General features: G+C 74.1%; 9 protein-coding genes. 3 read left to right on the top strand and 6 right to left on the bottom strand.

Translation table 11 applies throughout. The features are described 5' to 3' along the window. Positions 1 to 13: 13 nt before the first annotated feature. The 6 genes from ACFYXE_RS36510 to ACFYXE_RS36485 form a co-directional block, all read right to left on the bottom strand. A complete protein-coding gene (locus tag ACFYXE_RS36510; RefSeq protein ID WP_389320316.1) occupies positions 14 to 517 on the bottom strand; it encodes an NUDIX domain-containing protein in 504 nt (167 codons plus the stop codon). Positions 518 to 542: 25 nt separating this feature from the next. Then, on the bottom strand, positions 543 to 4,310 hold the full coding sequence (locus ACFYXE_RS36505) for an SAV_2336 N-terminal domain-related protein (protein WP_389320313.1): 3,768 nt from the start codon (positions 4,308 to 4,310) through the stop codon (positions 543 to 545). Between the two features lie 2 nt (positions 4,311 to 4,312). Further along, entirely contained in the window at positions 4,313 to 5,305 is a 993-nt protein-coding gene (locus ACFYXE_RS36500; RefSeq protein ID WP_389320310.1) for an AAA family ATPase, read from the bottom strand. Then, positions 5,302 to 7,494: a trypsin-like peptidase domain-containing protein gene (locus tag ACFYXE_RS36495; protein ID WP_389320307.1), complete on the bottom strand. Its 2,193-nt coding sequence runs from the start codon at positions 7,492 to 7,494 to the stop codon at positions 5,302 to 5,304. Before ACFYXE_RS36495 ends, ACFYXE_RS36500 begins: the two co-directional genes overlap by 4 nt. A gap of 2 nt (positions 7,495 to 7,496) precedes the next feature. Beyond that, positions 7,497 to 7,898, bottom strand: coding sequence for a CU044_2847 family protein (locus ACFYXE_RS36490; protein ID WP_389320304.1), 402 nt, complete (start codon positions 7,896 to 7,898; stop codon positions 7,497 to 7,499). A 251-nt stretch (positions 7,899 to 8,149) separates the two neighbouring features. Continuing rightward, a complete protein-coding gene (locus ACFYXE_RS36485) occupies positions 8,150 to 9,874 on the bottom strand; it encodes a BCCT family transporter (protein WP_389320301.1) in 1,725 nt (574 codons plus the stop codon). A 226-nt stretch (positions 9,875 to 10,100) separates the two neighbouring features. On the opposite strand from ACFYXE_RS36485, the gene ACFYXE_RS36480 reads away from it, so the two are divergent. The 3 genes from ACFYXE_RS36480 (at position 10,101) to ACFYXE_RS36470 (ending at position 12,871) form a co-directional block, all read left to right on the top strand. Next, a complete protein-coding gene (locus ACFYXE_RS36480; protein WP_389320378.1) occupies positions 10,101 to 11,222 on the top strand; it encodes a glycerate kinase in 1,122 nt (373 codons plus the stop codon). Between the two features lie 259 nt (positions 11,223 to 11,481). After that, entirely contained in the window at positions 11,482 to 12,099 is a 618-nt protein-coding gene (locus tag ACFYXE_RS36475; protein WP_389320298.1) for a hypothetical protein, read from the top strand. Positions 12,100 to 12,115: 16 nt separating this feature from the next. Continuing rightward, the gene (locus ACFYXE_RS36470) at positions 12,116 to 12,871 is read left to right on the top strand and encodes a hypothetical protein (RefSeq protein WP_361176618.1); all 756 of its coding nucleotides are present in this window, start codon (positions 12,116 to 12,118) and stop codon (positions 12,869 to 12,871) included. Positions 12,872 to 12,884: the final 13 nt, after the last annotated feature.

Genomic DNA, 12,884 nt, shown 5'->3' with positions numbered 1-12,884 from the left:
TCTCCCCGCCGGCCTAGCCGGCGACCCGGTGCCCGTCCTCCAGCTCGGCGGGGCCACCGCCGTTCGCCAGCACGTCGAGGGCGACGGCGACCCGGCGCTCCAGCGGGACGGGCAGGTGCCGCGCGAGGTCCTCGGGCGCGACCAGCCGCCAGGACAGCAGCTCCTCCTCCTGGAGCTTGATCGCCCCCAGCCGCTCCGCGTCGAGCACCCCGCCGTCGTACAGGTACGCCACCAGCGGCGGCCGGCTCCGCTCGGGGCCGGGCGGCACCCAGTCCACGGCGAGCAGCGGCCCGAGCGTGACGTCGAGCCCGATCTCCTCGGCCGTCTCCCTGCGGGCCCCCTGCCGCGGCGTCTCCCCGTCGTCCGACTCGACGGTCCCGCCGGGCAGCGCCCACCCCTCGCGATAGTTCGGCTCGACGAGCAGCACCCGCCCCCGCGCGTCCCGGAAGAGCGCGGCGGCCCCGACGAGGACACGGGGGAGTCCCGCGATGTACGTGGCGTAGTCCTGGATGGTCACGGGGGAAGGGTAGCCGGGGGAGCGGTCAGAGCTCGGGCGCCCGGGCGCCCGGCAACATCCGCAGTGTCGCGAGTGTGGCGGGGTCATCGGAGCCCAGGACGCGTGAGCGCGCCTCGTGGACGGTGGCCGCGACAGCGAGGGCCTCGGCCTCCTGCCCGGCACCGCTGAGCGCCACGGCCAGTTCGTGGCCGCTCGCCAGAGTGTCCGGATGCTCGCTGCCGAGAGCGGCCCGACGCCCGCTGTGGGTGGCTTGCGCCTCGGGCACGGCCTCCCGGTACCGTCCCATCGCGTTCAGGGCGACGACGAGATTGTGGCGGCACAGCAACGTGTCGGGGTGCTCCCTGTCCCGGATGTTCTCCCACAGGCGGAGCACGGTGCGGCAGATCGTGTACGTCTCCTTGTGGCGTCCCAGGTGGTGGAGCACGTAGGCGCGCAGTTGGTGTGCGACCAGGGTGTCGGGGTGTTCCCTGCCGAGCACGGTGTCGCGGCCCGTCGCGCAGTCGGAGAAGGACTCCAGGGCCTCGTCGAGGCGTCCCAGGGCGAGCTCCAGACGGCCGATCTCGCAGCGGGTGGCGAGTGCCTGGGGGTGGTCGGGGCCGAGGTATTCGAGTTGGCGGGCCCTGATCCGCTCCAGGACACCGAGCGTCTCGTGTTGTTTTCCCGGGCGGGCGAAGGACATCGCCTTGCCGAACTGGTCGGCGAGCTGCGCCTCTTGGGGCAGGCGCTGCGGGAGCGGCAGCCGAAAGGGGAAGTCGCGTGAGGCGCCCGCGTAGTGGAGGACCGGGCCGCCGGGTGCGGCGAGGTCGATGCGGAAGTCGAGGCCGACCGGACCCCGCCCGGGCCCTTCGAGGAGAAGGTAGTGAACGCCGGGTTGGTCGAGTCCGCCCGGCCCCCCCGGGGGCTCCGCCGCCTCGCGTACCACGATCAGGCTGGCCAGGGCCGGACGCGGGGCACCCGCCGCACGTGCGGCGGACGTCAGTTCGCGACGGCGTTCGAGCTCGGCACCGAGCGCGGATTCCAGCGTCGGGGTGGTGCCGGTCACCAGGTGCGGCAGCGTGCTGGTCCGCGCCGAACGAAGGAACCGGTCGGTCGAGTCGAGCAGGTGGAACCGGACCTCGGCCGGGGAGAGCCGTGCGGCGAGACCACCGACGATCTCCTCGAGGAGGGTGGAACGATCCGTGCCCGTCCCCTGGACCACACCGTGCGGGCCCATGGCGCGGAAGTCCAGCACGACGTCGGTGCCCTGCTGGTCGCGGCCGATGGGCACGGCGAGAGAGGTCTCGTGCGAACCGCGCGGCGCGGGGGCGTAGGCCTGGGCGGCGACGAACGTGCCGAAGTGGGTGGCGACTTCGTCCGCGCTGGGCCGTTCGTGCAGCAGCGGCGACGAGCATCGCCGCACGATGTCCCTGAAGGGCGCGGGAACGGCGTCGCCCGACGCGCTCAGCAAGGTGAGGCCCAGCTTGGAGATGTCGTGCGCGATGCCGTCCGCGTGCTCCTGCACGCACCAGCCGGTCACACACACGTCGCCGTCCGGGGCGAGCAGTACGCGCCGCGCCGTCAAGTCGCCGTGCGCGAAACCCCGTACGTGGGCGTCCGCGAGGACAGTGGCCAGGCGGTGGCCGAGCCGGGCGAACTCCATGGGATCGGTGAACCGGCGTCCGTCCGAACCGGTGCTCTCCAGGCTCAGGGTCGGCCGCCCGTCCGTCAGGTGGAGTTCGCATGCCAGCCAGGACGGCTCGGGGGCGGCGTCCACTTCGATCAGCCGGGGCGCCCGTGCTCCGCGGAGCACGCGCAGTGCCTCGGCCTGTCGGTGCAGGGAGGCGCCACGCACGGAGCGTGCGCGGGTCACCCGGATGGCGGCGACGTTTCCCTCGGATCGCCGGCCCAGGAACATGCCGCTGGTGGTCCGCGCGTTCACGTGCCGGGCGAACAGCTGCCAGGGGCCCACCCGGCGGGGATGGTGCGGCAGCAGCGAAAGCCACGGTGAGTCCGGTGCGTCGACGTACTCGGGGGGTTCGAGCTCTGTGGGTGGCGCGGGAAGCGTCCCGCCGGCCGTGCCCACCCCGAGCCTGCGCAGCAGCCGCGCATCCAACCAGCCGAACGGCCGGCCCTCGTGCCCGGCCCGTTCCGTGCCGTCCGGGTGGGCGAGCCACGCCGGGAAGTCGGCCGATCGGCCGGTCAGGTCGCCCAGCCGGTCCGTCACCGTGCGGCTTGTCCGCAGCAGTTCGCGGACGGGGGCGGCACCCAGCAGGATGTCGCGGATTCCGGTCGTGACGTCGTAGCTCCGGTGCTGCGGGGCGAGGGCGGTGTCGTCGCAGCGGCGCAGCAGTCCGCTCAGGAAGACCTCGGCCAAGTGCCCGGTGTTCACGTCCGGGCCGAGCGCCTCCTGCACCAGACGCATCACCGGAACGGACGCCGGTGCGACGGCGGCGAGATGGGCGGCGAGCCGGTATGCCGTGGGGGACGCGGTGTCCCGGAATCGCAGGACTCGGCGCTCGGCATCGGGTGCGGGAGGCGTTTCCGGCGCCCTGGTGAAGGGGGCCCGAAGGAGCGGCAGCACGGTGCTCGCCCCGGGCGACGCCAGCAGATCCGCCCAGGCCCCGATCGCACCCGGCTCCGGTGTGAGCACCGGTACCGCCACGTCGTCGAACGCGGCGAGCCCGGGCAGCAGCACGGGATCCGCCACATCCCAGGTGAGGTTGGGTGCGCCGCGCCGCCGGCTGGTGACCCGCCAGGACTCCGCGCGGATGCCTGATCCGTCCCAAAGGTGCGGGGGCAGCGCGTGCAGGACGGCCGTCGGGCCGAACCTCGCCCATTGACCCAGCAGCTCACGCATGCGTCCGTTGTGCCAGGCCGCGCCGATGCCGTCGCTGAGCACAAGGATCAGGGTGTTGCCGCCGGGGTCGGTCACCGTCGCGGGCGGCAGCGCGGCGGTGCCGGGCGTGAAGGGACGACGGCTGATCAGTGGGGCGCCCGGTGTGCGGGTGTCAAGGCCGTGCACGCGTACGTCCCGGAAGGCGCCGCTGCGTTCCAGGAGCAGCCGCGTCTCCAGGGTGAGCTGCTGCCACAGAAGCATGGAGGCGCCGTCGTCCACGAGCAGCGTCAGATCGAGCCAGCGCGCCCGGGCGGGGCGCAGCACGGCGTCGGTCAGGCCGCTGTGGGCCGTCGATTCGGCGGTGGCCGTCTCGTCGAGCTCCCATCGACTGCGGTCTGCCACGGTCTGCTTCAAGGGGCGCAGCGCACGGGCCAGTTGCAGTTGCCGTGAGCCGAAGGCGCGCGCTCCTGGCGCGCGGACGGAACGGACGGGGACGGCATCGTCCCGCGCGTCGCGGGTCGCACCGCCGTACAGAGGGGTGCGGTCGGCCGTCGCGGTGTGCTGGGCCGTCGCGTCCGGGATCGCCTCGGGGGCGGCCCGCCGACCGTGTTCCGGCAGGGGCCCGGTGGCTTCGGGTCGCTGAACGCGGGCCCGAGCCTCGGCCGGCTCCCGCGGCGCCGCGCCGATCTCGGTGGCGGACGGGGGCGCTGTCGGACCCTCGCACGAGGGCAGCCCTTGGTCGTCACCGACGGCCGACCGGGCGGGAACGACCGTCCCCGACAACCGGGCCAGGCCGGTCGACGCCCCCGGAGGCAGCCGCGCCGCCAGCCACAACACGTCGAGAAGCTCCTCCTGAGCGAGGTCGACGCCCCCTTGGGCGAACACCGTCAGCGCCCGGCGCAGCTGCTCGGAGCGGTCATGTCCGGCGGACTCCCCGCGCGTCTCGTCGACCGGGGGTGCGGGATGTTCGTCCCGCACGCCTACACCACCCCGCCGAGCCGGTGCAGCACCGCGTCGAGCAGGGCACCCGGCGGCAGGTCGAGGCCGCCCCGCCGCAGGAACACGGCGTTCAGCAGTTGGTCGGTGGCCAGTTCGCCCGGGGCGCGGCGGCCCAGAAAGCTCTGCAGCAGGTCGTCGACTCCGTCGAGGGCTGCGGCACCGAGGTGGGCCTCGACGATGTCGCGCAACCGTTGTTCGTCCGGCTCCGCCAGGTCAAGGCGCACGCAGCGGCGCAGGAACGCGGGCGGGAACTCACGCTCGCCGTTGCTGGTGATGACCACGACAGGAAACTCGGAGCAGCGCACCCTGCCACGCGTCACCGGAGCCCGTACCTGCGGGTCCGCGGTGAGGACGTCGACCTGCGCCTGGTCGTCGGGCAGCCGGGCCAGTTCGGGGATCTCGAATTCACCCTCCTCGAAGACCGTCAGGAGGTCGTTCGGCAGGTCGATGTCCCCCTTGTCCAGCTCGTCGACGAGCAGCACGCGCGGGCGCCCGCTCGGGATCAGCGCGGTGCCGAGCGGCCCCAGGCGGACGTACGAACCGATGTCGGGGCCCTCGCCCGCACCGTCGGATCCCGTGGTCTCGCGGCGGAGGTTGGACTCGCGCAGCCGACCGATCGCGTCGTAGCCGTAGAGCGCGTCCCGCAGCGTCGAGCGGCTGTTGACCGGCCACGTCAGTACGCGCCCCAAGGTCAGTTCGTGCGCGATCGCGTGGGCCAGGGAGGACTTTCCCGTCCCGGGGTGCCCGGTGACCAGGAGCGGACGGCGCAGCAGCAGTGCGGCGTTGACCACCTCCGACTCGTCGGGTCCGATCAGGTAGGGGCGGGGTCTGCGGGTGCCGTCCGCCGGGCCGAAGCGGCGCCACGGAGGTGCCTCGGGGAATTCCACCTGCCGGGCGTCGCCGTCCCCGCGGAACAGTCGCCAGTCGCCCTTTCCGGTGGGCCGGGATGCCTCAGGTACCTGGGGTGCCGTCATGAACTGCGTGCTCCTTCGTCGGAGAGTGGGCGCGTCGCATCGGGATCCGTCAGCCTCGGTTCGTGGCCGCCCTCCGGCCGGTCCTGCCACGCGAGGTCCTCCCACACGAGGGAGGGGCGCACGGGGAAACCGGCGGGGTCGGGCAGGGCCGTCGCTCTGAACCGGTGCACCCTGAACGGCAGTTCCTGCAGCCGGCCGGTGGGCGCCAGAGGGTCGAGGCGGTGAGCGTGGTCGTGGTCCTCGGCCGCGCGGTCCCAGAGCACCACCGGCACGCCGAGGGCCAGGCAGAGGTCGAGCAGCTGTGCGCGCAGCGAGGGCGGGCCGTGCAGGACGACGTGATTGGCGTCTCGGTGAGTGGAGTTGAGCAGCGCGGCGACCTGTCGGCCGTCGGCGCAGCTCGGGTCGATGACCAGCACCCTGCCGTGTCCGTCGCCCCAGCGGCGCCGGTGCTCCACCTCCCGGCGTGGCACCCGGCGGCTCATCTCCGGACAGCGCAGCGTGAGCGGGAAGGACGCGCCGAGGGGGAGACTCGGCACGAATTCGTTGGGGCTGCCCGCGTCCCATTCGTCGACGGGCAGGTGGAGCCCCGCGCGGTCGACCTCGATGTCCACGGCGGGCAGCCCGTCGCCGGAGCGCTCGGCGCCTTCGCGGATCAGCGCACCGACCTGCTCCGGTGACAACGGGGCGTCTCCCGCCCCCGTCTCCAGCCGGCGCACCGAGCCGTCCGCGTGCTGTTGCCAGAGCCTGCACCGGTAGCGCTCGGCCCGTTCCGCCCCTTCGCCCTCCGGCTCGCTCCTGGTGAGCCGGGCGAGCAGGCGGGTGACCGGGGGCGTCCGCGCGTCCGCCCAGTGCGCGGCGTCGGCCCTGCGCTGGTCACGTGCCGCAGGGTGGACGCCGAGTCGGGCGCAGACCCGCTCGCTCCAGCGGCTCAGCCGCTCGCCGAGGAGGCCGCCGACAGCGGCGGCGATGAACTCCACCAGATGGACGAGTGCGGGCACGCGTGGTGTTCCCGCCGGCACGCTTCCACCGTCCTGGTACTGCTCCAGGTCCGAGATGACCTGGGCCAGTGCCCCCGGCGGCAGCCGCGCGGTGCACAGGGCCGGTGGGAGCGGGGTGTAGCGCAGTGCCTCCTGGGCCGCGCGGGCGGGCAGGGTCGGGTCGGTCAGGACGACGAGTTCCAGCTGTCCTTCCAGGAAGGCGTGCTCGCCGCGGGACAGCAGGCCGGCCGCGTCGACGGCGCGTCCGGTGCCCAGCAGTGCGGTGAGCCGGTCGGGGCGCTCACCGCCGGGCCCTGCGGTGAGCAGGGATTCGCTGAGGGTGGGCAGCGCGCGGTGCCGGGTCAGCAGTACGGCGGTCAGCTCCTCGACGCTCGGTGCCGAACCGTCCACCGGTGCGGTGAGGCCGAGTTCGGTGGCGAGCCGTCGTGCGTGCTCGGCTCGCGCCGCCCCGCCGGGCAGCAACGACCGCAGCAGGTCGGACAGCTCGGCGGCCACCGGATCGTCCTGCGGGGCGGTCCGGGTGGTGCGGCAGTCGGCCACGACGTCGCCCGCCCCGACGGCGTACAACTGCTCGCGTACGGCCTGCCAGGACAGCGCCCAGGTGCGCCGCAGGGTCTGGCCGGGGTGGGTGGGGGCTTCCGGTTGGCCCAGCTGTCCGACGACGAGTCCGGCCGCGCTGTCACCCGTGTCGGTCCACAGCGGTCCGCCGCTGAACCCGGGGCCGATCGCTGCGCCCGACAGAGGCCCGTCCAGGTAACCGACCTGACCGTCGAGGAGCTTGAGGACCGTGTCGGCGAAGGTGATCGGATCCCCGCAGCCGTGCCAGGCCCGCAGCGACTGCCCCGCCGTCATCTCGGTCCAGACGACGGGGGCGGCGCCGGTGGGCGCGGGCTCGGCGAGGCGGAGCACGCACAGGTCGCCCTGCCAGGCCGCGGTGGTGTGCCGCGGCGGCACCCACACCTCGATCTGTGCCTTGATCCGGACCGTGCGCCGCGCGAATCCCACCTGGAGCACTTCGTCCGCGGGCCTCGTGCCGCTCAACAAGGGCTGTCCCAACGCCTGGTTGACGACATGCGCGCAGGTCAGTACCCGGCCTGGGGAGAGCAGCGCGGCCGCGCCGACGGCCGTGTCGCAGTTTTGCCCGAGGACGGCGACGGCCTGTGGCGTCCGGGTCTCCCTGAACCAGCCCACGGCTACGTACCGGTGGTGCCGCCGGGCGTTCCATCGGCTCCGGTGCCTGGCTCCTGCGTACGACGCCACGTCGCCGAGACGGTCATGGTGGCTGTCCCCTTGACCCCCACGAGGCCGAGCTTGAGATCCTTGCCCACCTCGATGCCGAAGTCGACGGTGAACTCCTCAGGAGGGTGCTCGGCGCGCGACACCGACGCGTGCACCTCGTCCAGGAGCGGGCCGAGCGGCTTCAGCGTGGCCCGCAGCGCGTCGGCGGCCAGGGTCGTGACCCGTCCTCCGGTGGAGACGGCCCCTGGTACGCCGAACTCCGCCGGGAGGGCGCCGGCTTCGCTGACTTGTCCCACATCGGCGAGTTCGACGCGCAGCGCGGCCCCGGCCAGGTCGAGTTCCAGGTACTCAGGCATGGAGTCATTGTGCGGCCAACGCCACCGTACGGGACGCCAGTTCGCTGATCCGTGTTCCGTCGAAGCCATCTGTCGGGTCTACCGAATCCGGGGCGGTTCCGCGCGGCCGGGTTCCCGTCCGGGCGGGGCGCGGGAGGAGGGGCGGTGCAGTGGGGCGGTGGGGTGGGCTCCGTCGCACCGGGCGCGCCCCGCCGCCCCGCCCGGACGCGGCCCCACCGCCCCACCCGGACGCCGCAGTCGAAGAGGGTCCGTCAGTCGCCGTCCTGGCTGCGGGACTTGGCGATCCGGCGCAGCCGGTGGTGGCGGTCCGGGGTCTGCTCGGTGATCGCCTCGCCGACCATCGTGCGCACCGCGTCCCGCAGTCCGTGCAGCGCGTGGCCGCGCGCTGGGCCCGCGCCCGGGTCCTCGCGCAGCTCCTTCAGGAGCGCCCAGCACAGCGCCAGCATCACCACGACGAACGGCAGTGCCACCAGGATCGTCGCGCTCTGCAGCGAGTCGAGGCCGCCGGCGACCAGGAGCACCGCGGCCACCGCCGCCATCAGGACGCCCCACGTGACGACCAGCCAGGTCGGCGGGTGCAGCGAGCCGCGGCTGCTGAGCGAACCCATCACCAGGGACGCGGAGTCGGCGCTGGTGACGAAGTACGTCATGACGAGGAGCATCGCGACCCAGGACGTGACCGTGCCGAGCGGCAGCGCGTCCAGCATCGCGAAGAGCGAGGCCTCCGCGCCCTCCTTGACCTTCTCCGCCATGTCGACCCTGCCGGTCGCGTCGAGCCGGATGCCGGTGCCGCCCATCACGCAGAACCAGATGATCGTCGCGCCGCTCGGCACCAGCAGCACGCCGATCAGGAACTCGCGGATCGTGCGGCCGTGCGAGATGCGGGCGATGAACGTGCCGACGAAGGGGGCCCAGGACAGCCACCACGCCCAGTAGAAGATCGTCCAGGCGCCCAGCCAGCTGCTGTCGGTGAACGCGCCCGTGCGCGAGGCCATCGGGAGCAGTTGGTGGAGGTAGCCGCCGACGCTCGCCGGGATCGCGTCCAGGACGTAGACGGTCGGGCCGAGGACGAACACGAACAGCATCAGGCAGGCGGCCAGCATGATGTTGAGGGTGCTGAGCCACTTGACGCCCTTGTGCACCCCGGAGAACGCGGAGAGCACGAAGGCGGCCCCGAGCGACACGATGATGATGAGCTGGAGCGTGGTCGAACTCTCCACGCCGGTGGTGAGGTTGAGCCCGGTGGCGACCTGCAGCGCGCCGACGCCCAGGCTGGTCGCCGTGCCGAAGACGGTGGCGAAGACCGCGAGCAGGTCGATGACCCTGCCCTGCCAGCCGGCCGCCCGCCGGGCGCCGAGCAGCGGCACGAAGACCGAGCTGAGCCGGTTGCCGCGGCCCTTGCGGAAGCCCGCGTAGGCCAGCGCGAGGCCCGCGATGCCGTAGATCGCCCAGGGGGTCAGCGTCCAGTGGAAGAAGGAGTACTCCAGGGCCGTGCGGGCCGCGCCGCCGGTGCGGGGTTCCACGCCCGAGGACGGCGGCGGGTTCAGGTAGTGGGTCAGTGGCTCCCCGACGCCGTAGAACATCAGGCCGATGCCCATGCCCGCGCTGAACATCATCGCGATCCACGCGAGGTTGGTGAACTCCGGCCGCGCGTCGTCCGTGCCGAGCCGGATCCGGCCGAAGCGGCTGAGCGCGAGGACCACGCACAGCACGAGGAAGACGTCCGCGGCGATGACGAAGAGCCAGGCGAAGTTGTCCAGGACCCAGCCGAGCGCGGTGTCCGACGCGCGGTCGAAGGACTTCTTGCCGAGCGCGGCCCAGGCGACCACCCCCAGCACGGCGGCCACGCCGACGCCGACGACCACGAAGTCCGGGGAGCCGTCCGGGGGCGCGCCGCCCGTGGACTCGCCGCCGGGCGGGGGAGGGCCCGGCGGGCCGTCGCCGGGGTGGGGCTGATCGATCATTTCCGTGCTCATGGCGCACCACTATGGGCTGATATCGGGGGATTTTTCGCCGGGACGCGCCGTCTCGCGCCCCGGTCGGCCATGGGCAGGGGGCCCTGTCTGCGGTTATGGTCGCAGCGGCGCGACTGCCTTGACGCGAGCAAGGCCCGGAAAGCAAGGGGAAACCAAGGTGGCGGACGCTGCAGGGACGGCGGGACACGGCCAGCAGGCGCAGGCTCGGGACGAGCGTGCGCGGCGCGTGCTCATCGCCGCGGACAAGTTCAAGGGCTCGCTGACGGCCGTGCAGGTCGCCGAGCGGGTGACGGCCGGGCTCCACCGGATCGCCCCCGACGTCGCCGTCGAGGCGCTGCCGGTGGCCGACGGCGGCGACGGCACGGTGGCCGCGGCCGTCGCGGGCGGCTTCGAGCGCCGCGAGGTGCGCGTCACGGGCCCGCTGGGCACCGAGGTGACGGCGGCGTACGCGCTGAAGGACGGCACCGCCGTGGTGGAGATGGCCGAGGCCTCGGGCCTCCAGCTGCTCCCCGACGGCGTCTTCGCGCCGCTCACGTCCACGACGTACGGCTCCGGTGAGCTGCTGCGCGCGGCGCTCGACGCGGGCGCCCGCACCATCGTCTTCGGCGTCGGCGGCAGCGCCACGACCGACGGCGGGGCCGGCATGCTGGCCGCGCTCGGCGCGCGTTTCCTGGACGCGGACGGCGACCCCGTCGCGCCCGGCGGCGGCCCGCTCAAGGACCTCGCCACGGCCGACCTGTCGGGCCTCGACCCGCGCCTGAAGGACGTCGAGATCGTCCTGGCCAGCGACGTCGACAACCCGCTGACCGGGCCGAAGGGCGCGCCCGCGGTGTACGGGCCGCAGAAGGGCGCGGAGCCCGCGGACGTCGCCGCGCTGGACGCCGCGCTCGCCCACTTCGCCACGGTCCTGGAGAAGGCCATCGGCCCCAAGGCCGCCGAGTACGCGCAGTCGCCGGGCGCGGGTGCGGCGGGCGGCATCGGGTACGGCGCGCTGGTCGGGCTCGGGGCGGGCTTCCGGCCCGGGATCGAGGTCATGCTCGACGTGCTGGGCTTCGCGCCCGCGCTGGAGCGGGCCACCCTCGTCATCACCGGCGAGGGCTCGCTCGACGAGCAGACGCTGCACGGCAAGGCCCCCGCGGGGGTGGCCGCCGCCGCGCGCGCCGCGGGCGTCGAGGTCGTCGCGGTCTGCGGCCGCCTCGCCCTGGCCCCGGAGGTCCTCGGCAAGGCGGGCATCCGCCGCGCGTACGCCCTGACCGACGTCGAGCTGGACGTGCAGCGCTGCATCGCGGAGGCGGGCCCGATCCTGGAGACCGTCGCGGAAGGCATCGCGCGGGACTTCCTGGCCTGACCCGCCCCCTCAGCGCCTCCGGGGCGCCCGGCCCCGCCCCGGGCCGGGCGCCCCGCCGCGTGGGCGACGCGCTCCGCCCCGTCGCCGGTTCCGGGGGCTGCCCCATCGGCGGTTCCGCAGGGCGGCTGCCGTAGTGGCTGTCCCACCCGAGTCGCGCCCCTTCGCCCCATTTGCCCCCGCTCACTCATACGCCCCACGCCCCCACCCGTGTCGTACCGGGCACGTGATCGTTTCTTCAGGGCGTGATGAGGAGTCGATCTTGACCGGCTGGGTGCGGCTCGGCGGTCTCGGCGTCGTCGCGACGCTGTGTCCGGTGGGTGGCCTGACCGTCGACGCGCACGTCGAGGCGCTCGGTGTCGCCCTGTCGGAGCGGCTGGAGATCTGCCGCGAGGACCTGCCGGGCGGTGCCGGGGCGACGGAGCCCGACGCGGCGCCGCGGACCGCGCCCCGCCCCGCCGTCGACGCGCGCGCGGGTTCCCCGCCGACGCGGCCGACGCACCCCGGCCCGCACCGCCCGGAGCCGCCCGAGCCGCACCCCGGCCCGCCGGCGGCGCCCCCCGCGCCCGCCGCGCACCCCGCGCCCCCGGAGCGCCCGGCCCCGCCCCGCGTGCGCGAGCTCCTCGTCCCCGTACGCCTGGAGTCCCGGGCGCGGCCCGCACGGCCCGCGCCCGCCCCGCCGCCCCGGCCGTCCTTCGGGGCGCCGGGGTACCGCGCCGCCGAGGCGGCGGAACGCGTGGGCGGCCGGTCCATGGTCACCACCACCATGGTCGTCACCACCCCCGCGGTCCTCGCCGCCGCACTGCTGCGCCCGCGGTCCCGCTCCGCCGCGTCCGGTGCCCGCTCCCGCCCCAACCCGCCCTCCGGAGGCCCCTCGTGACCGAATGGTTCGTATCGTGACGGAATGGTTCGTACTCGGCCTTGCCATGGTGCTGGCCTGCGCGGTCGTGCTGACCGTCACCGTGCTCCGGCACCGCCGCGTGCCCGAGGACGACGACCCCAGCCAGACCCCCGACGTGCTCGAGTACATGGTGATGATGGTCGGCGTCGTCTACGCGATCGTCCTCGGCCTCGCCATCGCCGGCGTCTGGGAGGCCCGCGGCGCCGCCGAGGACGGCACCCGCCAGGAGGCGCAGGCGCTGCACGAGATCAACAGCCGCGCCCAGGTCTACCCGGCGCAGGAGCGCGAGCGCATCGAGCAGGACGTGCGGCGCTACAGCGAGCACGTCACCTCCGTCGAGTGGCCGCGCATGATCGAGGAGCACGAGCTCACCGACCGGGGCGGCGAGCTCCTGGACACCCTGCGCAGGGACATCGCCGCGCGCCCGCCCGCCAGCGAGCTGGAGGCACAGACCTACCAGCCGCTCCTGGACCAGGTCGCCGCCGCCGACGAGGCCCGCAGGGCCCGCGCGGACAACGCGGAGGAGACCCTGCCCGGCGTGGTCTGGTTCGGCCTGGTCGCCGGGGCGCTCGTCACCGTCGGCCTGATCTTCATGCTGCAGATCAGACGCTCGTCCAGAGAGCTGCTGCTCGCCGGGACGTTCAGCGCCCTGATCGCCTTCCTGCTCTTCCTCGTCTGGAACTTCGACGCACCCTTCGGCAGGTCGGCGGCCGAGACGACCACCGCCTTCCAGGACCTGATCAGCGCCTGACCGGCACCGCGCA

This window comes from Streptomyces sp. NPDC002564 (assembly GCF_042889645.1).
Lineage (GTDB): Bacteria > Actinomycetota > Actinomycetes > Streptomycetales > Streptomycetaceae > Streptomyces.
The sequence above is the reverse complement of the archived record's forward strand: the minus strand, read 5'-3'. Positions and strand labels throughout refer to the sequence as shown.

Excerpts from the sequence above, each read along its gene's own strand:
- ACFYXE_RS36500 (WP_389320310.1), bottom strand. The coding sequence starts at position 5,305 with ATGACGGCACCCCAGGTACCTGAGGCATCCCGGCCCACCGGAAAGGGC.
- ACFYXE_RS36490 (WP_389320304.1), bottom strand. The coding sequence starts at position 7,898 with ATGCCTGAGTACCTGGAACTCGACCTGGCCGGGGCCGCGCTGCGCGTC.
- ACFYXE_RS36485 (WP_389320301.1), bottom strand. The coding sequence starts at position 9,874 with ATGAGCACGGAAATGATCGATCAGCCCCACCCCGGCGACGGCCCGCCG.